A 22,043-nucleotide genomic window follows, 5' to 3' on the forward strand; every position below is an offset into this window, starting at 1 on the left:
CATATGAGATGGATTCAATATCTGCTAGCCACGCGCTACATGCTTGTACTGGTGCTTATTGTCAATTTCCTTGGCACTGTGTACGGCTACTATTGGTATATTCCTCAGCTCGTAGAGACGCCGGCTATCTTTTTAGCTTTTGTTCCAGACAGCCCAACGGCAAGCTTTTTCTTTTTATTTGTATTGCTAGCCTTTCTGATGAAACGTCACGCCCCTTATTTTGAAGCGCTTGCGCTTGTGACCTTGATTAAATATGGGTTATGGGCTGTAGGAATGAATATTTTTGTGCTCGTTTCGGTTGATGATTTCCCGTGGGAAGGGTATATGCTGATTGGTTCACACTTTGCGATGGCGGTTCAGGCCGTATTATTTGCGCCTTATTACCGTTTTCACATGCGCCATTTGGTTGTAGCTGGCATTTGGATTTTACATAATGATGTGATTGATTATGTATTTGGTATGATGCCGCGGTATTCTGTGCTTTCTGCATATTCGAATGAGATCGGCTATGTCACGTTTTGGTTGAGTATCGCTGTTCTTCTTGTTTCGTATTATCTCGTCCTATCGAAAAAATCGGTCAAGCTTGAACTCCCTTAACAATGTTGGTCTAACCTTGTCCTTTTCTTCATACGCTGTATGGAGAAGGGCTAGGAGGGACTTGCATGAAACGAAAGCCAATCGCGATGATTCTATTATTTTTTCTCGTATTACATCCAGCTGTAGCTAAAGGTGAGGAAACAGCCGCTAAAGCGCTGCAAGAAGTAACGGAACTATCAGATTCAATCTTTCAATTAACGAGACAAGCTAAATATGATGAGGCATTACAGGTCGCATTGTATGTTGAAAAGACATTTAAAGCTGAGAATTGGCGTGGAACTCTGACGAATACACAGGTTCGGCAAATTACACTTGGCTATCAAGATATCATTAAAGGGCTCCCGCAGGAAGAATTGAATGAGCGGGAAAAGCTTCGTTATGCCTCTCAGTTTAGAATGCTGATCGATGCGATTCAATCGGATTCTGAACCTCTTTGGGGTTCGCTGGAGAAGCCCATTATGGGGTCTTTTCCTACTTTGAAAAAGGAAGTGGAAGATCCAGAATCCACAACGTTCTATGAAACTTGGAATGAGCTGGTTTCTTTATACGATATGATTTATCCGAGTTTAACCATCGATATTTCGCCTGAAAAGCTTCAAACGATTAAGCAGCACATGGAAGTGATTGAACAAGGTGGATTTTTAAAAGCTTCGAGTGGGACAAAGCTTGAGCGTCTCACAAAGCTGGAAGAGGATTTATCGAGTGTATTTGCTAACGTCGATCAAGATGAAGCGGATCCATCGCTTTTATGGGTCATCTTAACAACAGGCAGTATGATTTTACTCACTTTAACGTATGTTGGATTTCGGAAATACCGTGCTGAAAAAGAGAAGAAACAAAAGCGGCAGGCTGATTATCCAAAATCATGAAAAAAGAAGCACCATTTTTGGGCTTCTTTTTTTAATGGGGATTGAGCGGCTTTTTGTGTTCATCTAATGTGAAGCCTTCACCGAGTACGTCATGCACGTCACTCACTGATACAAACGCATGAGGATCCACTGAGGTGACGACGCTTTTGAGGTGGACAAGCTCATTTTTTGGAACGACACAATAAAGGACATTGCGTTCCTGTTTCGTATAGGAACCGACACCTTTTAAAATGGTCACACCGCGTTCCATTTCTTCCGTGATTTTCTTTTGAATGATGTCATCCTTTTCAGAAATAATCATCGCCCCTTTGGCTGCGTAAGCGCCTTCTTGCATGAAGTCGATAACTTTTGCAGCAACAAACACTGCGACGAGTGTATACATGGCTTCTTTGTAATTTAAATAGGTGAGAGAGATGGTAATGACGCATGCGTCGAAGATAAACATCGTTCTTCCCATGGCCACATGATAATGCTTGTTGATCAGTCTTGCGATAATGTCCACGCCGCCTGTTGTACCGCCGAATTTAAAGATGATCCCGAGGCCTGTTCCGATAAAGACACCTGCAAAGAGTGCGGCTAAGGCTAAATCGTGCTGGAGAGGCATATGTATTTGAAAGCGCTGGAAGATGGCAAGGAAGACAGAAAGACTGACTGTTCCTACAATTGTATAAGTAAACATCGTTCTGCCGAGCATTTTCCAGCCGATAAAAAAGATCGGAATGTTTAAGACAAGGTTTGAAATGGATGGGTCAATGTGAAATAGAAAATATAAAAGCAGTGTAATACCTGTAAATCCGCCTTCCGCCAAGTTGTTCTGCATATTAAAATGAACAAGACCGAAAGAAAAAATCGCAGATCCTATTAAAATAAAGACGATATTTTTAAGACGAATTTCTTTTAGCAAGAGATCACTCCTTTTTTTGCTTAGACAGCGATAATATTATATGGTATGGGAAAGAAACAAGCAAACTGAGTTTTAAACATTTGTCAAATATTTATGATTTCGCTAACATGTAAGAGACGGATAGGAGGATGAGCTTCATGACGAATGAAAAAACGCTGCGTCACGTGCAGCAAGAAGTAGATGATTACATAGGACAATTTAAAGAAGGCTATTTTAGCCCGCTTGCCATGATGGCCCGTCTGACTGAAGAATTAGGCGAGCTGGCAAGAGAGGTTAACCATTATTATGGAGAGAAGCCGAAAAAAACAACCGAAACGGAAAAAAGCATGGAAGAAGAAATTGGTGATGTATTGTTTGTGTTAACATGCCTGGCCAATTCACTCAATATATCACTTGAAGAAGCCCATGATCGTGTGATGCATAAATTTAATACTAGAGACAAAGACCGCTGGACGAAAAAAGAAGGGAAGTAGAGACGATGACGAACCAAACCATCAAAGTAGTAATCGCTGGAGCAAGAGGAAGAATGGGGATAGAGGCTGTCAAGCTGGCAGAAGAAACAAGCCATTTTGAGCTAGTGGCAGCACTTGATCACGCGCACGAAGGAAAAAAGTTATCTGACGTGATTCATACGACATCTGATGCGCTAATTTATACAGATATTGATGTGTGTCTTTCAGAGACAGCACCTGATGTATTAATTGATCTGACGACACCAGAAATCGGGAAAGTACATACAAAAAAAGCACTTGAACATGGCGTGCGTCCAGTCGTAGGCACAACTGGTTTTTCAGAAGCTGACCTGAAAGAGCTTCAGCAATTAACAGAAGAAAAGGGCATAGGCTGTATCATTGCACCTAACTTTGCTGTCGGTGCCGTTTTAATGATGAAGTTTGCCAAAATGGCAGCGAATTACTTTCCTGACGTTGAAATCATTGAGCTTCATCATGATAAAAAACTGGATGCCCCGAGCGGTACGGGGTTAAAAACGGCTGAAATGATTGCAGAAGTAAGAGAAAGCAAAAAGCAGGGACATCCAGAAGAAAAAGAATTAATTGAAGGCGCACGAGGAGCAGATTATGATGGCATCCGTCTGCACAGTGTAAGGCTTCCAGGTATGATTGCACATCAAGAAGTGCTGTTTGGGATGGACGGACAGACTTTGACCATTCGTCACGATTCTTATAACCGTGCATCATTTATGTCAGGTGTGAAGCTTTCAGTAGAACAGGTCATGCACATTGATCAACTTGTCTATGGCTTAGAAAATATCATCGACTAATAAGGAGTGAATTCCTGATGAACATTGCTTTAATCGCTCACGATAAGAAAAAAAGCGACATGATTCAGTTCGTCATTGCGTACCGTGATATTTTGGAAGATCATACACTTTATGCAACAGGGACAACAGGTTTGAGAGTGAAAGAAGCGACGGGGCTTCCCATTCATCGTTTCCAATCAGGACCACTTGGAGGAGATCAGCAGATTGGTGCCTTGATTGCTGATAATGCAATGGATCTTGTGCTCTTTTTTAGAGACCCGCTAACCGCGCAGCCGCATGAACCGGATGTATCTGCACTTATCCGGCTTTGCGATGTGTATGCCATTCCATTAGCCACCAATATGGGTACAGCGGAAATTTTAGTCAGGAATTTAAATATAGGTACGTTTAACTTTCGAGATGTAGCAAAAAACGGAGGAACAAATGAAACGACTTGATATCCTTGCATTCGGTGCCCATAGCGATGATGTTGAAATCGGAATGGGCGGAACGATTGCAAAATACGTAAAAAAAGGGGCGCGTGTCGGAATTTGCGACTTGACCCAGGCTGAATTATCATCGAATGGAACGGTAGAGAGCCGCAAAGAAGAGGCAAAAGCAGCCGCCGCTATTTTAGGCGTGACGACTCGAATTCAGCTCACGCTGCCAGATAGAGGGCTCTACCTGAATGACGAAGCGATGAAGGAAATTGCGGGTGTCATTCGAACATATAAACCAACACTTATTTTTGCTCCGCACCACCAAGATCGACATCCTGATCATGGTCATGCGGGTTCACTTGTAGAAGAGGCGGCTTTTTCTGCAGGTATACATAAATTTGAAGATTCATACAAGCAGCCAGCGCATAAAATAAGCCAGATGTATTATTACATGATTAACGGCCAACATCGTCCAGATTTTGTGATCGATATTTCTAGTGAGATGCACCAAAAAATCGATAGCTTACATGCGTATAAAAGCCAATTTGTCAAATCGCCAAATTCAGTGGAGACACCTCTTGTGAATGGTTATATTGATTTTGTCAAAATGAGAGAGTCTATGTATGGAAGGGAAGTCAATAAAGTTTATGCAGAAGGGTTTTTGACAAAGAAACCACTTTTGATGGATGATGACTTACTTGGGGGGTCATTATGAAAAAACTGAAGATCGGAATCACTTGTTACCCAAGTGTTGGCGGTTCGGGCATTATTGCCACAGAGCTTGGAAAACGTTTAGCTGAAAAAGGGCACGATGTTCATTTCATTACCTCAAGCATTCCGTTTAGACTCAATAAAGTGTATCCGAATATTTATTTTCATGAGGTGGATGTCAATCAATATGCTGTTTTTCAATATCCACCTTATGACCTTGCACTAGCAAGTAAATTGGCGGAAGTCGCAAAACGAGAGAAGCTCGATATTATTCACGCGCATTATGCGGTCCCGCACGCCGTCTGTGCGTTCTTAGCCAAGCAAATGACGGGACACACAGTGAAAGTCGTGACCACGCTTCACGGGACAGATATTACGGTTTTAGGCTATGATCCATCATTAAAGGAAGTGATTCGGTTTGCCATCGAATCATCGGATCGCGTAACAGCTGTGTCGCAATCATTAGCTGCACAGACGTATGATCTGATTAAACCGGATAAAAAAATCGATACGATCCATAATTTCGTCGATGAGCGTGTGTATTTGCGTGAAGATCACGAAGTGCTGAAGAAACATTATGGCCTCATGCAGGACGAAAAGGTCATCATCCATGTATCGAACTTCCGAAAGGTAAAGCGTGTGCATGATGTGATTCATGTCTTTAAAAAGATTTCTAACCAGGTGGATGCAAAGCTGCTGCTGATTGGCGATGGTCCTGAAAAGTCGGTCGTATGCGAACTCGTGAAAAAGCTGGGACTAATTGACCGCGTGTTGTTTTTAGGAAAGCAAGAGAAGGTAGAGGAGCTTTATTCAATTAGTGATTTGAAGCTGCTGCTTTCTGAGAAGGAGAGCTTTGGGCTTGTACTTCTTGAAGCAATGGCCTGCGGTGTCCCTTGTATAGCAACAGATGTTGGCGGAATTCCAGAGGTCATTGCACATGGAGAGACAGGATTTCTTGTCCCGCTCGGCGATATAGACGGAGCAGCAAATCATGCAGTGTCGTTACTCAAGGACAAAGCGCTCCATGAGCAAGTGTCAATGGCAGCCCAGTCTAGTGTTCAGACCAATTTCTCTTCTGAAAAAATTGTGAGAGAATATGAAGCGCTTTACCTAGAATTGATCGAAGGTGATGATGAAGATGAATGAACCATTCACACATGCGATCCCTATTTTACATACACTGCACGAACATGGTTATCAGGCTTACTTTGTCGGCGGAGCGGTGAGAGATGTTCTTTTAGGTCGAGAAATCGGGGATATCGATATTGCGACAGATGCAACGCCTGATACGGTGGAGTCTTTATTTGAAAAAACAGTTGATGTTGGCAAGGAGCATGGCACAGTCATTGTTTTACATGATGGGGTCAGCTATGAGGTGACGACGTTTCGAACTGAATCAGAATATGAAGATTTTCGCAGACCGAAAGAAGTGGCGTTTATCACATCCTTGAAGGAAGATCTTTTAAGAAGAGATTTAACGATCAACGCGATGGCCATGGATATAAATGGCGAGATCATTGACCATGTAGGGGGCAAACAGGATATTGAGCGGAAACGAATTCAAACCGTTGGCGATCCCGCTTGCCGCTTTGAAGAAGATGCGCTTCGCATGATGAGAGCCGTCCGTTTTTTAAGCCAGCTCGGTTTTGAGCTCGCTGCTGAGACGGCTGATGCGATGAAAAAAGATAAGCACCTGCTTGCCAACATATCTGTTGAGCGCAAAAAGATTGAAATGGAGAAACTTTTAAAAGGGCGCTATTGTGAGCAGGCCATCAAGGTTCTCATTTCAACCAAATTGTATGAAGAATTGCCAGGCCTCCAAAAGGATAGGCTCAATGAATCTTTCCAAGCATTCCCGTATTATTTACTGGATGGACTAGAAGAGGTATGGGGCGCTTTCATTCATTTGCTTGGTCTAGATGAGACGGAGGCTGTATCCCTCTTAAAAGAATGGAAGCTGTCAACAAAGCTATTGAAAGACGCTGTGGCCATGAGCCAATACGTCGATTGTGACTGGAATGCGGAGAAGATGTTTGAAGCTGGTGAACACGTGCTATTATCTAGTTTGAAAATCACGCAGTTAAAACATGAGCGCCGCATTTTCTTTGACGAGCTGGAGGCGGCGAAGCATTCATACGATGCGCTGCCTATTAAAAAGCTCCAAGACCTTGCTGTTTCAGGAAAAGATTTAATGGCCTTTCGGCAGAAGGCATCCGGTAAATGGATTGCGGAAGAGCTTCATGTCGTGAAAAAAGCGGTTCTGCAAAACCGTTTGGAAAACCGAAAAGAAGCTATAGAGGAGTGGCTCATAGCATGCGATCAGCAATTAGAAAACGATTAATTGAACTATTTACAACATCTGATCAAGATTTTGTCTCGAGCCAGCAAATATGTGATGAGCTTGGCTGCTCCCGAACGGCTGTATGGAAGCATATAGAGGATTTGCGAAAAGAGGGCTATGAAGTAGAAGCCGTCAGGAGAAAAGGATACCGCCTGCTTCGTAAACCGGACAAAATTAGTGAGGATGAAATTCTTTTTGGTCTGGAAACAGAGGGTTTTGGCAGGCACATATACTTTCAAGAAGAAGTCGCTTCAACTCAGCTGATTGCCCATGATCTTGTCAATGAAGGAGCGCCCCACGGCACGCTTGTTGTCAGTGATCATCAGACAAGCGGAAAAGGGCGCCTTCAAAGAATGTGGCATTCACCAAATGGGACAGGCATTTGGATGAGTTTGATCATCCGTCCTGAAATTCCACTGCACAAAGCGCCGCAAATGACGCTTTTAGCATCTGTAGCCATCACAGAAGCAATCGCACATCAAACAGGACTCAGTCCATCGATTAAATGGCCAAATGATATTCTGTTAAACGGAAAGAAAGTTGTTGGCATTCTAACTGAATTAAAAGCAGAAGCTGACCAGGTTCACGCGGTGATTATTGGTCCAGGCATTAATGTGAACCAAACAGCTGGTGACTTTCCTGATGAATTAAAGGATATCGCCACAAGTTTGCGAATGGAACTGAATGAAAAAGTAGATCGAGCTGCACTGATTCAAAACATCATGTCTACCTTTGAAAAAAGGTATGACGATTATATGAAGCATGGATTTGCCCCGATCAAACAATTATGGGAATCGTTTGCGATGACCATCGGTAAACGTATTGTCGCACGCACCGTCAATGGGCAATATAATGGAACGGCAATCGGAATCAATGATGAAGGTGTCTTATTACTGGAAACGGCGGATGGTATCCAAAAAATCTATTCCGCAGACATAGAGATCAAGTCAACTTAAGTGGAACACCCGGTGCATTTTTGATATACTTCGTGTGGGCAGTATCTGTAAAAGAACTGTACCTGTTAGGAAGAAAAATTTGATCAATTTCTGCCTTGATCCTAAGGGACTTGGACAGAGGGATGATTCGCCGCGCATGAGAGAAAAGAACATGTGATGCGAGGCAAGCCATCTCCTCTCCAGAATGAGGAGGAACAAATGAAGACAAAACTAGATTTTTTCAAAATGAAAGAACAAAACGAACCGATTGTGATGCTGACAGCATACGACTATCCAGCTGCAAAACAAGCGGAAAAAGCGGAAGTCGACATGATTTTAGTTGGTGACTCACTTGGGATGGTTGTACTTGGTCTTGATTCCACAGTACAAGTCACGATGGATGATATGATCCATCACACAAAAGCAGTCAAAAGAGGCGCAAAAGACACATTTATTGTGACCGATATGCCATTTATGTCTTATCATTATTCATTAGAAGAAACGATGAAAAACGCAGCACGGATGATGCAAGAAAGCGGTACTGATGCCTTAAAGCTAGAAGGCGGAGATGGCGTGTTTGAATCCATTCAGGCTTTAACAAGAGGCGGAATTCCTGTTGTCAGTCATTTAGGCCTCACACCTCAATCAGTTGGTGTGCTTGGCGGGTATAAAGTACAGGGGAAAGACCACGAGAGTGCTCAAAAATTGATTGAAGATAGCCTGAAATGTGAGGAAGCAGGTGCAATTGCACTTGTGCTAGAATGCGTACCTGGTGAATTGACAAAACGCATTAGCGACATGCTGAAGATCCCTGTCATTGGAATTGGTGCAGGAGCTGAGGCAGACGGACAAGTTCTCGTTTACCATGATGTGGTAGGATACGGGGTGTCTAGAACACCTAAATTTGTGAAACAATACGCGCAAATTGATGCTGTACTAGAAGAAGCGCTCATTCAATATACGAAAGAAGTAAAAGCACGTACATTTCCAGAGGACACGCACACATTTCATATCAAAGAAGAAGTCCTTGATGGTTTATATGGGGGAATCAAAAAATGAACGTTGTCACCCATATTCATGAGCTAAAAGAACTGATCAAGCAGCATCAAGAAAAGCAGTATTCCATTGGCTTTGTACCAACGATGGGCTTTCTTCATGAAGGGCATCTGACTTTGGCGAAAGAGGCAAGAGATCAAAATGACATCGTGGTGATGAGCATTTTTGTCAATCCTTTGCAATTTGGACCGAACGAAGACTTTGAATCGTATCCAAGGGATATCAAAAGAGATCAGCGCCTTGCAGAAGAAGCAGGAGTGGATATTTTATTTACACCTGATGTGAAGGAAATGTATCAAAATGAACCATCAATTACGATGACGGTTCAAAAACGGACAGATGTCTTATGCGGGAAGAAACGCCCAGGGCATTTTGACGGCGTTGTCACTGTGCTCACAAAGCTATTTCATCTTGTTTCACCAACAAATGTATACTTTGGTCTAAAGGATGCACAGCAAGTCGCTGTGATCGATGCGATGATCAAGGATTTCTTCTTCGACCTTCACCTTGTGTCTGTTCCAACGGTTCGAGAAGAAGACGGTTTAGCAAAAAGCTCAAGGAATGTCTATTTGTCTGAAACAGAAAGACAAGAAGCACCCGCTCTATACCGGGCATTAAAAAAAGGACAGGCAGCTGTTGAAAAAGGTGAACGTGATTTACATCGTATGTATCAGATGGTTGAAGAGGAGCTTCTTCAAACAAGTGGAGAAATTGATTATATTGAGATCTACTCATATCCACAACTAGAACCACTTGAACAACTAGCAGGTAAGGTCATTATTGCGATTGCAGTGAAATTCTCACGCGCAAGACTGATTGATAATGTGATTTTCCATGTTCCTGAAAGCGGTGAAAAACATGTATAGAACCTTTATGACCTCTAAACTCCATAAAGCGACTGTGACAGAAGCAAACTTACATTATGTAGGCAGTATTACAATTGATGAAGATTTACTTGATGCGGCAGGCATGATGGCAAATGAGAAAGTGCAAATTGTCAATAATCACAATGGAGCGAGACTTGAAACATATATTATTCCTGGTAAAAGAAAAAGCGGTGTCATCTGTCTAAATGGTGCGGCAGCAAGATTGGTTCAGCCAGGGGATGAAGTCATCATTATCGCTTATGGGATGTTGTCAGAAGAAGAAGCAAAGACACATACACCCAAAGTGGTCGTGTTAAATAAACAAAATCAAATTGAACAAATGATTGGGCAAGAGCCTGCGAGAACGATTTTATAACGCACGCTACATGGAAACAGGACAGTTTCATGAAAAGAAGCTGTTCTGTTTCAGTTATATTGCCCAGAGCGTGTTTCACTTCGAGTGGAACGAGGAATTGAGGTGTCCATTTTATGACCGATCAAAGGTTTGTTGTCGTTGATATTGAAACCACCGGGAATTCACCAAAGAAGGGTGATAAAATCATTCAAATTGCTGCGGTGGTCATTGAAAATGGACAAATTGTCGAACGGTATTCAAAATATGTGAACCCAGGGAAGGCGATCCCTGGATTTATTGAACAGCTGACAGGCATTCAGCAGCACATGGTTGACGATGCGGTGTTTTTTGAGGATATTGCCCAAGAGGTGTATGACCTCATACATGGCGCTTATTTTGTTGCGCACAATGTTCATTTTGACTTGAACTTTTTAAATGATGAACTAAAAGCATGCGGGAAAAATGAGCTGGATGTGCTAGCGATTGATACGGTTGAGATTTCTAGAATTCTTTATCCTGAGCTTGAAGGTTACAAGTTAACTGAATTAAGTGAAGAGCTCATGCTTCCACATGACCACCCGCACCGAGCGGATAGTGATGCGGAAGTTACTGCCATGTTATTTTTAACCTTGTTACACCAATTAAAACATACACCGCCAAATGTGTTAAAGCAGCTGCGCAGATTATCCTCATATCTTTTAAGTGATATTGGACTTTTAATTAAGCAGCTTGAAACGAGTCATTCTAGTCAGGAAGATTCTTTGGTGGAAGTCGGCTCTTTTGCTGTAAAAGATGTGACCAATCGCACAAATGATACGACACATTCAGTAGGCGCAGACGACGAAAAGCTGTTTGAGGAGATAAAAGAGAAGCTTCCGCAAACGTTAGAAGGCTATGAAGTAAGAGAAGGCCAGCTCACGATGATGAATAAAGTCAGAGACGTGTTTCATGAAAGGGCCTACGCTATAATTGAAGCGGCACCAGGAATCGGGAAAACACTGGCTTATCTCATTCCAGCTGCTTTAGAGGCAAAGAAATCAGGAAAACCTGTCATTATTAGTACATATTCCATTCTTTTGCAGCAGCAAATGCTTCAGCGTGATGTGCCGCTTTTAAATCAATTGCTCCCATTTGAGCCAGCTGCCTGTGTATTCAAAGGACGAGCACATTATATTTGTTTAGATAAGTTTGAGCACGTACTCCATGAGGAAGATGATAACTATGATGTTGTCTTAACAAAAGCGCAAATATTAATGTGGCTCCTTGTAACAGAGACGGGTGATTTATCTGAACTGAATTTACCGTCAGGTGCTGCAAATATAAAAGATCGAATTTCCTGTGTGCACATGCCGTTTACATCGAAAAAGCGCCGCTTTAAAGAATATTGCTTTTATGAACGCGCCAAAAGAAGAGCAAAAACAGCTGATTTAATTTTAACGAATCACCGCCTGCTCTTATCACAAACCGAGGCATCGTCTATCTTTCAGCATGCAGACGTATATGTGATTGACGAAGCCCATCAATTTGAGAAAACAGCCAATGAAACACTAGGGGACAATGCATCTTATATCCAGCTTCATGCGAAATTAACACAGATTGGCTCCTTACAAGGCGGACTGTTAAAGAAACTGAAAAAGAGATTTCACGGTGCAGGTTTATCGACAGATACCTTTATCGAAATGGATGAATATCTCAATCAGCTTCAAATGGAAAGTGACGCTTTCTTTAGCACAGTGCATTCTTTTGTCAAAAGGACAAAACCAAAAGCAGACATCAATCGTCTCATTTATAGAGTACGTCATCATTCAAAGCATGCTCAGTGGAAACGGATTAAAGAGACAGCAAGTAAGCTTTGTTCCTTGTTAATTGCTTGTGAGAAGCTGTATGAGCAGCAAAAAAACGAGCTTCTTCATAAAAGTGATCAGCTGACAGAACACTTTGCCTTTGAAGCAGAGGAATACGATCAAGTCATGTCGTTTATGCATACATTTTGCAGTACGCTGTACCGGTTTATTTTTGAACCGAAAAACGATGAAACGGTTTGGATAGAAATTGATGCAAAGGGTGCCAAAAATGCTGTCTTTATGCATGCACAGCCGCTAGATACAGGGGAGCTTTTGGCTGATCTATTTTTTATGAACAAAAAAAGTGTGGTTCTCACATCAGGAACACTCACAGTCAACCATCGCTTTGATTATTGCTTAGAGCGATTTGGCCTGCAAGATTTTTACCCGCACCTTGTCCAAATTGATTCACCTTTTGAACTTGAAAAACAGCTCAAGGTTATTGTACCGGCTGACATGCCGCCAATTACAAACCGTGATGAACGAGACTATGTGAAGCAAGCAGCAGGATATATTAAGATCATGGAAAAGCAGCATAAAGCGAAGATATTGGTCTTGTTTAATTCACATGAAATGTTAAAAGCAGTGTATGAAGAGCTGAGAACAGGAGGCATGCAATCAGCCCTGTTTGCTCAAGGTCTGACAGGTGGAAGCCCTGTGAAATTGACGAAAATGTTCAAATTAGCAAAGCAAGCCATTTTACTTGGTACGGGTAGTTTTTGGGAGGGAGTCGATTTTCCAGGCTCTGAGCTGACGACTGTCATTATGGCACGTCTTCCTTTCCGGCCGCCTGATTCACCGCTCATTGAAGCAAAATGCGAAGCAGCTAAAAAACAAGGGAAGAATCCGTTTAAAGCCGTTGCTCTTCCAGAAGCTGTCTTAACCTTCAAGCAAGGCGCAGGACGCCTGCTTCGCTCTGAAAAGGACATAGGTACATTGCTGATCTTAGACCGCCGAGTGAAAACCGCTTCATATGGAAAACTCTTTTTAGAATCACTTCCTCATGCACCTGTCCATGAGATGTCAAAGGAATCACTTGCGGCGTATATAGAGAAGCTAAACAACGAAAAGCCGCTGTCATAAGCGGCCTTTAGCTGGTGTGGGTTTGGAGTTAATTTATCGTAACGGCTTTTTGTGTTCCGTTGTAAAAATAGTATCGGTTCCCGCGCAGAAAAGTATGACTAACAATATTTACGTACCGAGGAGGAATGAGAAGTGGAAAGTAAAATAGAGGTACTTTCAACTGTTCACATTCAGCATTCAGAAGACCTATACAAAATCGTTGATTTGTTGAACAGAACGCTGAAAAGAGAAGATCTGATGTTTGGGTTAGCATTAGATCAATTAGATCAAAATCAAGCGATATTTACAATATATCGCACATAGGGGAAGCTTGACATGAAAAGAATAGTCTGGATTATTTCGTCCGTTGTGGCTCTCGTTTTACTCATTGGCATCATCAGCTTTGCATGGATTTATCAGATTGCCATGGGGCAAAAAGAACAAGGTCATGAGGCAGCGATTGAACGAGCAAAAGAACAAGCAAAAATAGTACAGGTCGAGCAAGTGGAAACCTTTGTTGGGAAAGAAAAACAATTTATTGTTGAAGGAAAAAACAAACAAAATGAAACGACCTATGTGTGGGTACCTGCCAGCAAAAAAGAAAAAGTGATCGAAAAAAAAGCAAAAGAAGGCATTACCTCAAACCAAGCAGTACAAGCTGTTCAAAAGGAGAACACCGTTTCTAAGGTAAAGGATGTCAAATTAGCAAGAGAAGGTGACGTACTCCTTTGGGAAGTGACGTACTTAAATGAGAACAACCAATATAGCTTCAGCTATGTCGATTTTACAACAGGACGAGTGGAAAAAAATTTAACACCGTAGTTTCTCCTGTCTTGCGTTGACCATGCTGATTTAGAACGGTTATAATAAAATGTATGAAAAAAGAATCACACCTATTAAAAAGGTGAGTTTCTTTCTGGCTTTGGAGGGAAATATGTTGAAAACAACTATTAATCAAGTGTTCAAACACGTCGATGAAGAAGTAACAATCGGCGCATGGATTGCCAATAAACGTTCAAGCGGAAAAATTGCATTCTTGCAGCTGCGTGACGGGACAGGCTTTATTCAAGGAGTCGTTGTAAAAGCAGAAGTGGAAGAGGATGTCTTTAAGCTTGCGAAATCAGTCACACAAGAAACATCTGTCTATGTGACAGGACAAGTGACAAAAGATGAGCGTTCACCACTTGGTTTTGAATTACAAGTGAAATCCATTGAAGTGATTCACGAAGCAACTGATTACCCAATTACACCAAAAGAGCACGGGACAGAATTCTTAATGGATCACCGTCATTTATGGCTTCGTTCAAAAAAACAGCATGCCATTATGAAAATCCGTAACGAAATTATTCGTGCTACATATGAGTTTTTCCATCAAGAAGGCTTCGTGAAAGTGGATCCGCCCATTTTAACAGGAAGTGCACCTGAAGGAACAACTGAGCTGTTTGCTACTAAATATTTTGATGAAGATGCGTACCTTTCTCAAAGTGGACAGCTTTACATGGAAGCTGCTGCGATGGCACTCGGAAAAGTATTCTCATTTGGCCCAACATTTAGAGCTGAAAAATCTAAAACAAAACGCCATTTAATCGAGTTTTGGATGATCGAGCCTGAGATGGCTTTTGTAGAATTTAATGAAAACCTTGAGTATCAAGAAAATTATGTGTCTCACGTTGTTCAAAGTGTACTCGAAAACTGTAAAGTGGAGCTGCACACACTTGGCCGTGATACAGCTAAATTAGAAAATATCAAAGCACCATTCCCGCGCATCACTTATGATGAAGCGGTCAAATTCTTACAGGATAAAGGATTTGATGATATTGAATGGGGAGATGACTTCGGAGCGCCTCATGAAACAGCAATCGCCGAAAGCTATGATAAACCAGTGTTTATCACTCATTACCCAACTTCATTAAAACCGTTTTATATGCAGCCAGCACCAGACCGTGATGACGTAGTCCTTTGTGCAGACTTAATTGCACCAGAAGGCTACGGAGAGATTATCGGCGGCTCTGAGCGTGTTCATGATCTTGAGCTGCTTGAAGCAAGACTAAAAGAACACGGGTTAGATCAAGAAACTTACAAATGGTACACAGAATTAAGACAATACGGTTCTGTCCCGCATTCAGGTTTTGGTCTTGGACTTGAACGAACAGTTGCTTGGATTAGCGGAGCGCCGCATGTGCGTGAAACCATTCCATTCCCAAGATTATTAAACCGTTTATATCCTTAAGACGTAAAGCCTCCAACATATGGAGGCTTTTTCAAACGTCTTTTTAGGAGGGCACGTGAAATAAAACGTGATATACTTAAAGTGAAGAGGTGTATCCGATGAATAGGCAGCAATTTATTAATATGCAGCAAATGGGTTCGACAAGTTTGCCTAATTTGCTGATTGCTCATTATGAGCAGTTAGGACTGAATGAATCACAAATGATGGTGATGCTAAAGATTAAAATGAATGAAGAACAAGGCGTTTTCTTTCAAACATTTGAAGAGCTTTCTCATGGCATGACCATTTCTGCTGAAGAGTGTGCGTATATGGTGCAGCATTTAATCCAAAAGGGGTTTATTTCGATTCAGCCGTTTGAAGACAGATCAGGTATTCAGCATGACCGGTATTCAGTAGAGCCTTTATGGGGCGTGCTGTATGACTTTTTAGAAGCAAAACAGGCGAAAGAAGCACAAAAGAATCATGTGCAGGCTGAAAAGTCTTTATATGCACTATTTGAAGATGAATTCGGCAGACCGCTGTCTCCTCTTGAAGGAGAAACACTCTCTATCTGGATGGATCAAGATCATCATGATGCGGCGATGATTCGTTTAGCACTTAGAGAAGCGGTTTTATCAGGGAAATTAAATTTCCGTTATATCGATCGAATTTTATTTGAGTGGAAAAAGAAAGGGCTGAAAACAGCGGAAGAAGCGAAAGAGCATAGCCAGCATTTCCGTTCACAGCAAAAAGCCACACCTTCAAAAGAAGAGACTTCATCTTATAAACGACAAGTTCCTTTTTATAATTGGCTGGAACAATAACCAATAAAGGAGAAGGCATGTTATCAAAAAAACAAATCAATGAGTGCTTAGATATTATAGGAGATATGTTTCCAGAGGCTGAGTGTGAGCTTGTTCATTCAAATCCGTTTGAACTTGTGATCGCTGTCGCACTCTCCGCTCAATGTACAGACGTACTTGTGAACAAAGTGACCAAAACTTTATTTCAAAAATATAAAACACCAGAAGACTACTTAAGTGTACCGCTTGAAGAATTGCAGCAAGATATTCGCTCAATTGGCCTTTATCGGAATAAGGCGAAAAATATTCAAAAATTGAGCAAAATGCTGATTGAAGAATATGGCGGTGAAGTGCCAAAGGACCGGGATGAGCTTGTCAAGCTTCCTGGTGTTGGCCGAAAAACGGCAAATGTCGTCGTATCTGTCGCTTTTGGAGTGCCGGCCATTGCTGTAGACACACACGTAGAACGAGTCAGCAAGCGCCTTGGGATTTGCCGGTGGAAGGATTCTGTTCTTGAAGTAGAGCAAACCCTAATGAAAAAGGTGCCAAAAGAAGATTGGTCTGTGACGCATCACCGCCTGATCTTTTTTGGCAGATATCATTGCAAGGCGCAGCGGCCGCAGTGCGAGTCCTGTCCGCTTCTTGATATGTGTAGAGAAGGACAGAAGAGGCTGAAAAAAGGGCTGGTGAAGCTGGCATGAGCGGGTCAGCTGTATTCACCTCATATGTCGAAAAGCTAAAAGAGAAAAAGATAGCGATAAAAGGCGAACGAATGGATATACTTAGAGCCAATCCACTCGCATTTGACCTCTCTTCAGAGCCTTTAACAGGCGAGCTTCCGTGGCAGAAAACAGAAGAATTTATTCCTGTGATGTTCGAACTATGGAATGAATTAAAAGAAAAAATGCTTCCTCGTTTTCAAACAAGAAAATCCCGCTGTGAAGAGGATGATATGCTGCAAGGAATCGTCAGTATGGTTGCGATGTTTTACTGGATCAAAGGGAAGAGGCTTCAAACGCTCGAATGGGAAGACATCAAACAAGAAACATTTCCTGTTGCTCCTATTAATTGGACGGAACGATTAGAGTTCATTTTACTGAAGCCTACTCAATATCACTGCTTTATTCAACTGGACGAGCTATATACAGAATTAAAAAAGCAGTATGGAAAATACGAAGCACTCAAAAAATTAAAACAACAACGTTAAAAAAAGCACTTGCCTCATATGGCAAGTGCTCAGCGTGTAGACAAACCCTCGCATTCGGTGTCAGGTCTGCGCTCCGGTGCTCACGAATGTCAAATTCGCTCCGCTCCGGTACTCGTGCAAAGGTTTTCTATCACGCTGAAAAGAAGACAAAGGGCTAAAATAAAGTTCATTTTAGCCCTTTGTCAACAATCTGAAAGCACTTGCCTCATATGGCAAGTGCTTTTTCGTTATTCGCCTTCTTTTCGAGAAGTAGAATTTGACTGGGCATTTGAGCTTTGAGAATTGGTTTTCTCGTCATCTTTCTTTTTATCTTTATTGGCATCACTCTGTGAGTTGCTGTTCCCATTTGTACTGTCTGAGCCATTATCGGAATTGTCATTGCCGTTTTCCGTATTTCCACCTTGATCTTGATCCTTTTTATCATCTGGCTTCTGCTCATCAGTGCCTGGGTTTTGATTTTTGTTATCGTCAGTCTGATCTGTCTGTTCATCATCAGGCTGCTGCGGCTCTTCTTCTTTGTTCTCATCATCCGCTTTTTCTTCCTCATCTTCGTCATCTTTAATGGTGAGGAAGGTAGAAGCCGCTTTACTTGTGACATCCTCTACAGTCGCTGTCACTTGGAACTTATATGTGGAGCCAGGCTTCACATCAGAGATGACCGCTTCTTTAGCAGAACTGTTTTGAATTTCTTTATAGCCGCCGTCATCGACAGCCTGCTTCACATTAAATGTGGCATCTGCGTCGTCATCATAGCCCCAAGTCAGTGTGATGGATTTTTTCTCTTCATCATACACCGCTTTTAAGTCAGATGGCTTATCGGCTTCTTTTTTCTCAAATGTGTCAGAAACTTTTGTTGGAACAGTCCCTTTCACGAAGTATTCTGTTGTCTTCTTGTCACTTGGTGTATTTGGTCCGGCTAATTTTGCTGGATCTGATCCTTTTTCAATGGTCGCTTCAACGACGCTGTCTGGTTTTTCAAATGAGCCGCTTCCATCATCAATTTGAGAAATTAATCGCTGGAAGACGATTTTGGCAACGCGCTGCTCGTAATTTGTGAGCCACATTTTGCCATCCGCATCCTTTGAGTTACCGATTCCGGTCCAAACAGCTGCTGTGTATTGCGGCGTATAACCGACAAACCACGAATCTTTCGCACCGCCAGAAGGGATATTGTATTTATTCATATCATCTTGTGTAAAGTTGGTTGTACCTGTTTTACCAGCTACTTGAACGTTCGGTACTTGTGCAAGTGTACCTGTTCCAGATTGTACAGCTGTTTTCAGCATATCAGTGATCATAAATGCTGTGTAATCACTCATTGCCGCTTTAGAATCTGGCGTAAGGTCAAGCTTTGTTCCATCATTAAACTCAACAGACGTGACAGCATGCGGTTCGTTATAGTATCCGTTATTACCGAATGCACTAAATGCTCCAGCCATCTTCAGGGAGGAGACCCCTTCGTCAAATCCACCGATTGAGTAGGACTCTGGAATATCAGACGGTAAGTCCATGCCTAAGTTATTGGCGAATTGAACGGCATTGTCTGTGCCTGCTTCTTGGAATGCTTTTAGGGCAGGGATGTTTCGTGATTGTGCCAAAGCACTTCTCATCGACATTTTCCCTAAATGTCTTCTGTCAAAGTTATTAATCGGTGTACCGTTTGAGTACGTATACGGTGCATCATCAATTTGCTGATATGTTGACCATTTTTTGTTTTCAATGACAGGACCGTAATCTAAGATTGGTTTGATTGTAGATCCTGGCTGGCGTTTTGCATCAGTCGCATAGTTAAATCCGCCGGCTGGTACATCACGTCCACCGCCAATAGCACGAATTTCACCATTTTTCGTATCAAGCAGGGTGACACCCGCCTGCATGCCTTTCGTAAATCCAGCAGCATCTCCATTGATAATATCATCTAGGTGATCCTGTGCTTTTCGATCAAGTGATGTATAGATTTTTAATCCATCTGTTGATACATCAACTTTGGCTTTTTTCTGTACTTCTTCCATGACTTCTTCAATATAAGCAGAGTACTTACTTGAGTTTTGGCTTTTATATTTATCAGCTGAGACGACGGTTTTGCTGACAGGTGTTGCTTTTGCAACGTCATAGTCTTTCTCTGTAATGTAGCCTTGTTTTTTCATGAGGCTTAAAACGATATTACGTCGTTTCTCCGCTGCCTCAGGATGTTTGACTGGGTTATAGGCAGAAGGACTCTGCGGCATACCTGCAAGTGTGGCAGCCTGTGCAACGGTTAGTTTATTTAAATCTGTGACACCGAAAAATTGTTCAGCCGCTTTTCCAACGCCATAAGCCTGAGGCGTGAAGAAAATTCGGTTTAGATACATTTCTAAAATTTCATCTTTAGAGTATTTTTGCTCAAGCTGAATCGAGAGCCATACTTCCTGTACTTTACGCTTTAATGTCTTTTGGTTGTTAAGAAGGGTGTTTTTCACAACCTGCTGTGTAATCGTACTTCCACCCTCAGCACCAAAACCGTCCTCGACGTTTGCGACAAGTGCACCGCCAATACGGATTGGATCAATCCCGTGGTGTTTATAAAAACGTGCATCTTCAGTCGCAATAAACGCTTCTTTTACCACATCGGGTATATCTTTAATCGAGACATACGTTCTTTTTTCTGCACCGACTTCTGCAAACACTTTTTTGTCTTTATCATAAAGCTTTGAAGAATACGGTGTTTTGAGCTTACTATCATCAATAGAAGGAGCGCTTGATGCAAAAACGGCAAAAGTTGTGATTCCGGCAACTAAACAAAGAAGACCGATCACGAGTAAAGATAAAAATATTTTTTTAAATAGACCTGCTTTCTTTTTGCCTTTTTTGTTCTTTTGCTTCTTATTGTTTTCTTGACTTGCTTTACGTCGCTGTTCACGACTTGTAAATTGATCAGACATCACATCTCAACCTTTCGTGTTAAACCTTTTTCGAACGTAAATATTGCTCACTTTCATCCGAAAAATGAAGTGTCTCCACTACTTTAATATAATCAATTCTTGGCGAATATCCAAGTGTCATTAAGTGGCCAGCTTCCAATAATTCCTCTTTGCTAATGGATTTACGGCCTTTTTGCTTCTGGCGCTCCCAAAAGAAGAAGAGGTCAGAAGCGGACAAATAATAAACGGAGCCAAATGCGGATATAATAACAAAACAAATACCGCTTTGCTTTTCAACCTGTTTCATATGCTCAATTTGGTGCTCATGAAAATTTTTGAGCGGAAACGAGGTTGTGCTTTTGGTTTCTTTTGCTTCAAAGTCTATATAGCGCCCTTTATACACCCCGTTATAGTCTGTTGTGGATGATTGTTTAAAGTAAGCTTCTTTGATGACAGCAGCGCTTCTTTTCGGATAATCCACATTTACAATTTGAACTGGGGTAGGCTTTTTATGAATGACTGCGATCCCGTTGACCAAATAGTACTGGTTGGTTTCATTTAAATCAGCTTCAAGCGTCATCCCGCGATTACTATAAGAGGATTCGCCGCTGATTCTTTTTTTTGTCCCAATTTGTTGAATGGGCTGATACGATTTTCCGTTTGGATACCGAATCATCAAGTTTCAGCCTCCTTTTAATGCATTTTGTATTGGAGAGATCACCATGTTGTCACAAGAAGAGTACATCATTACTCAGCATATTTTACGAGAAACGAAAGCGAAAAATAAGGACAACCTGACGAGGACAAATGCTTACAAGCGCTTTTATGACCGCCATCCAGAAATGAAATGGTCACTGCTTGCTTCCTTTGTATCGAGAAATGCTGGTTGGTCCATGACGGATTTAAAGGGCGAGCTCTTTCATCCAGGTTTAACTGATCAGCAGGGACACCTATTTTTCACAGCATATGAAAGAGCGAATTGGCTGATCTTTTCAGATGCTTACCCGCAGCTTCTCTTGTATGAATGGTCAAAGCGTTGCAGCAAACCTTTATTTCATCTGCTTCCATATTTTTGCGTGTCTCGTTTTATGAGCGCTGAGTGGGAACGTTTTTGGCTAAAGCGTGACACAGAGCGCCTGCTTTATGCACTCATCATAAATGAACAATATACTATACAATCTCCTATTATACAAAATCCTCTTCTGAAAAAGAATGTTTTTCACTCGATTCAATATCTTTTCAGCGAGTGGGGACATTTTCAAACCGTCGTTTTTCCAACGGTGGACGGGCATTTGTACGGGTTAACTATACGAAAGTTTTCCCATGTAAAGGAGCGCATTACATTAGGAAAAAAATTAGCGAAACTATTATTTCGAGCCGACTTATTTTCGGATTTTTATCATTTTTTGCATACCGTTCCTCATACGGGGTCTCGGTTTGATTTTGAACCGTTTTTAGGGATCGCTAGAAGGTCAACACCTTTTCTTCGAACGGTTTATCCGGTGATGACACATTCATTAGACGATCAACGGGAAGATTGGTTTCAAAGGAAATTGAATCCAGCCTTATTCGATGCAGAACCGTTACCAAAACAAATCGAGTTGACCGACTGGTATTTCCATAAAAAAAGGCAGCTTCGCTTTCTTTTCTCATTAGAGCACTATTTTCTGCATAAATAAAAAG

The 22,043-nt window shown here is 41.8% G+C and carries 23 protein-coding genes; 20 read left to right on the forward strand and 3 right to left on the reverse strand.

Features of this window, described 5'->3' with window-relative positions; all coding sequences use genetic code 11:
* Positions 1–3: 3 nt before the first annotated feature.
* A complete protein-coding gene (gene lhaT, locus R0K30_RS01645) occupies positions 4–597 on the forward strand; it encodes a lipoprotein heptaprenylglyceryl N-acetyltransferase LhaT (protein WP_099728071.1) in 594 nt (197 codons plus the stop codon).
* 65 nt (positions 598–662) lie between these two features.
* Positions 663–1,466 carry a sporulation protein YpjB gene (gene ypjB, locus R0K30_RS01650; protein ID WP_410608713.1) on the forward strand — a complete coding sequence of 268 codons (804 nt, stop codon included), beginning with the start codon at positions 663–665 and terminating at the stop codon, positions 1,464–1,466.
* A 31-nt stretch (positions 1,467–1,497) separates the two neighbouring features.
* On the opposite strand, the gene R0K30_RS01655 is transcribed toward ypjB, so the two are convergent.
* Positions 1,498–2,370 carry a YitT family protein gene (locus R0K30_RS01655; protein WP_034318953.1) on the reverse strand — a complete coding sequence of 291 codons (873 nt, stop codon included), beginning with the start codon at positions 2,368–2,370 and terminating at the stop codon, positions 1,498–1,500.
* Between the two features lie 137 nt (positions 2,371–2,507).
* On the opposite strand from R0K30_RS01655, the gene R0K30_RS01660 reads away from it, so the two are divergent.
* From R0K30_RS01660 to R0K30_RS01740, 17 genes are all read left to right on the forward strand, one after another.
* Positions 2,508–2,843, forward strand: a complete 336-nt coding sequence (locus R0K30_RS01660; protein ID WP_008344575.1) for a nucleotide pyrophosphohydrolase — start codon at positions 2,508–2,510, stop codon at positions 2,841–2,843.
* A 5-nt stretch (positions 2,844–2,848) separates the two neighbouring features.
* Positions 2,849–3,652 carry a 4-hydroxy-tetrahydrodipicolinate reductase gene (dapB, locus tag R0K30_RS01665; RefSeq protein ID WP_230030324.1) on the forward strand — a complete coding sequence of 268 codons (804 nt, stop codon included), beginning with the start codon at positions 2,849–2,851 and terminating at the stop codon, positions 3,650–3,652.
* Between the two features lie 17 nt (positions 3,653–3,669).
* Positions 3,670–4,089 carry a methylglyoxal synthase gene (mgsA, locus tag R0K30_RS01670; RefSeq protein WP_099728068.1) on the forward strand — a complete coding sequence of 140 codons (420 nt, stop codon included), beginning with the start codon at positions 3,670–3,672 and terminating at the stop codon, positions 4,087–4,089.
* The gene (gene bshB1 / locus R0K30_RS01675) at positions 4,076–4,786 is read left to right on the forward strand and encodes a bacillithiol biosynthesis deacetylase BshB1 (RefSeq protein WP_410608717.1); all 711 of its coding nucleotides are present in this window, start codon (positions 4,076–4,078) and stop codon (positions 4,784–4,786) included. Before mgsA ends, bshB1 begins: the two co-directional genes overlap by 14 nt.
* Positions 4,783–5,928, forward strand: coding sequence for an N-acetyl-alpha-D-glucosaminyl L-malate synthase BshA (gene bshA, locus R0K30_RS01680; RefSeq protein ID WP_230030323.1), 1,146 nt, complete (start codon positions 4,783–4,785; stop codon positions 5,926–5,928). Before bshB1 ends, bshA begins: the two co-directional genes overlap by 4 nt.
* Complete coding sequence (locus R0K30_RS01685; protein ID WP_410608719.1) at positions 5,921–7,123, forward strand: CCA tRNA nucleotidyltransferase; 1,203 nt, start codon at positions 5,921–5,923, stop codon at positions 7,121–7,123. Before bshA ends, R0K30_RS01685 begins: the two co-directional genes overlap by 8 nt.
* Positions 7,096–8,079, forward strand: coding sequence for a biotin--[acetyl-CoA-carboxylase] ligase (locus tag R0K30_RS01690; protein WP_099728064.1), 984 nt, complete (start codon positions 7,096–7,098; stop codon positions 8,077–8,079). Before R0K30_RS01685 ends, R0K30_RS01690 begins: the two co-directional genes overlap by 28 nt.
* Before the next feature lie 198 nt (positions 8,080–8,277).
* Positions 8,278–9,117 carry a 3-methyl-2-oxobutanoate hydroxymethyltransferase gene (gene panB / locus R0K30_RS01695; protein WP_230030320.1) on the forward strand — a complete coding sequence of 280 codons (840 nt, stop codon included), beginning with the start codon at positions 8,278–8,280 and terminating at the stop codon, positions 9,115–9,117.
* Complete coding sequence (gene panC / locus R0K30_RS01700) at positions 9,114–9,980, forward strand: pantoate--beta-alanine ligase (protein WP_230030319.1); 867 nt, start codon at positions 9,114–9,116, stop codon at positions 9,978–9,980. The genes panB and panC overlap by 4 nt, the downstream gene beginning before the upstream one ends.
* The gene (panD, locus tag R0K30_RS01705) at positions 9,973–10,356 is read left to right on the forward strand and encodes an aspartate 1-decarboxylase (protein WP_230030318.1); all 384 of its coding nucleotides are present in this window, start codon (positions 9,973–9,975) and stop codon (positions 10,354–10,356) included. The genes panC and panD overlap by 8 nt, the downstream gene beginning before the upstream one ends.
* Positions 10,357–10,469: 113 nt before the next feature.
* Positions 10,470–13,262 (forward strand): ATP-dependent DNA helicase DinG, encoded by a 2,793-nt coding sequence (gene dinG, locus R0K30_RS01710; RefSeq protein ID WP_410608723.1) that lies wholly within the window; start codon positions 10,470–10,472, stop codon positions 13,260–13,262.
* A 132-nt stretch (positions 13,263–13,394) separates the two neighbouring features.
* Positions 13,395–13,565: a YpmA family protein gene (locus R0K30_RS01715; RefSeq protein ID WP_410608725.1), complete on the forward strand. Its 171-nt coding sequence runs from the start codon at positions 13,395–13,397 to the stop codon at positions 13,563–13,565.
* 12 nt (positions 13,566–13,577) lie between these two features.
* Entirely contained in the window at positions 13,578–14,063 is a 486-nt protein-coding gene (gene tseB, locus R0K30_RS01720; RefSeq protein WP_256498728.1) for a cell wall elongation/penicillin-binding protein regulator TseB, read from the forward strand.
* A 115-nt stretch (positions 14,064–14,178) separates the two neighbouring features.
* Entirely contained in the window at positions 14,179–15,471 is a 1,293-nt protein-coding gene (gene asnS / locus R0K30_RS01725) for an asparagine--tRNA ligase (RefSeq protein WP_256499675.1), read from the forward strand.
* 98 nt (positions 15,472–15,569) lie between these two features.
* On the forward strand, positions 15,570–16,274 hold the full coding sequence (locus R0K30_RS01730; protein WP_099728056.1) for a DnaD domain-containing protein: 705 nt from the start codon (positions 15,570–15,572) through the stop codon (positions 16,272–16,274).
* Between the two features lie 17 nt (positions 16,275–16,291).
* Positions 16,292–16,954: an endonuclease III gene (gene nth, locus R0K30_RS01735; RefSeq protein ID WP_099728055.1), complete on the forward strand. Its 663-nt coding sequence runs from the start codon at positions 16,292–16,294 to the stop codon at positions 16,952–16,954.
* The gene (locus R0K30_RS01740; RefSeq protein WP_099728054.1) at positions 16,951–17,460 is read left to right on the forward strand and encodes a YpoC family protein; all 510 of its coding nucleotides are present in this window, start codon (positions 16,951–16,953) and stop codon (positions 17,458–17,460) included. Before nth ends, R0K30_RS01740 begins: the two co-directional genes overlap by 4 nt.
* Positions 17,461–17,687: 227 nt before the next feature.
* On the opposite strand, the gene R0K30_RS01745 is transcribed toward R0K30_RS01740, so the two are convergent.
* The gene (locus tag R0K30_RS01745; RefSeq protein ID WP_230030316.1) at positions 17,688–20,381 is read right to left on the reverse strand and encodes a PBP1A family penicillin-binding protein; all 2,694 of its coding nucleotides are present in this window, start codon (positions 20,379–20,381) and stop codon (positions 17,688–17,690) included.
* Positions 20,382–20,400: 19 nt separating this feature from the next.
* Positions 20,401–21,036 carry a Holliday junction resolvase RecU gene (recU, locus tag R0K30_RS01750; RefSeq protein WP_410609149.1) on the reverse strand — a complete coding sequence of 212 codons (636 nt, stop codon included), beginning with the start codon at positions 21,034–21,036 and terminating at the stop codon, positions 20,401–20,403.
* Positions 21,037–21,082: 46 nt separating this feature from the next.
* Here recU and R0K30_RS01755 point away from each other — a divergent pair, with 46 nt between their 5' ends.
* The gene (locus R0K30_RS01755; RefSeq protein ID WP_230030315.1) at positions 21,083–22,039 is read left to right on the forward strand and encodes a DUF2515 domain-containing protein; all 957 of its coding nucleotides are present in this window, start codon (positions 21,083–21,085) and stop codon (positions 22,037–22,039) included.
* Positions 22,040–22,043: the final 4 nt, after the last annotated feature.

Origin of the sequence: Bacillus sp. SIMBA_154 (assembly GCF_046536015.1) — a bacterium.
GTDB lineage: Bacteria > Bacillota > Bacilli > Bacillales > Bacillaceae > Bacillus > Bacillus pumilus_P.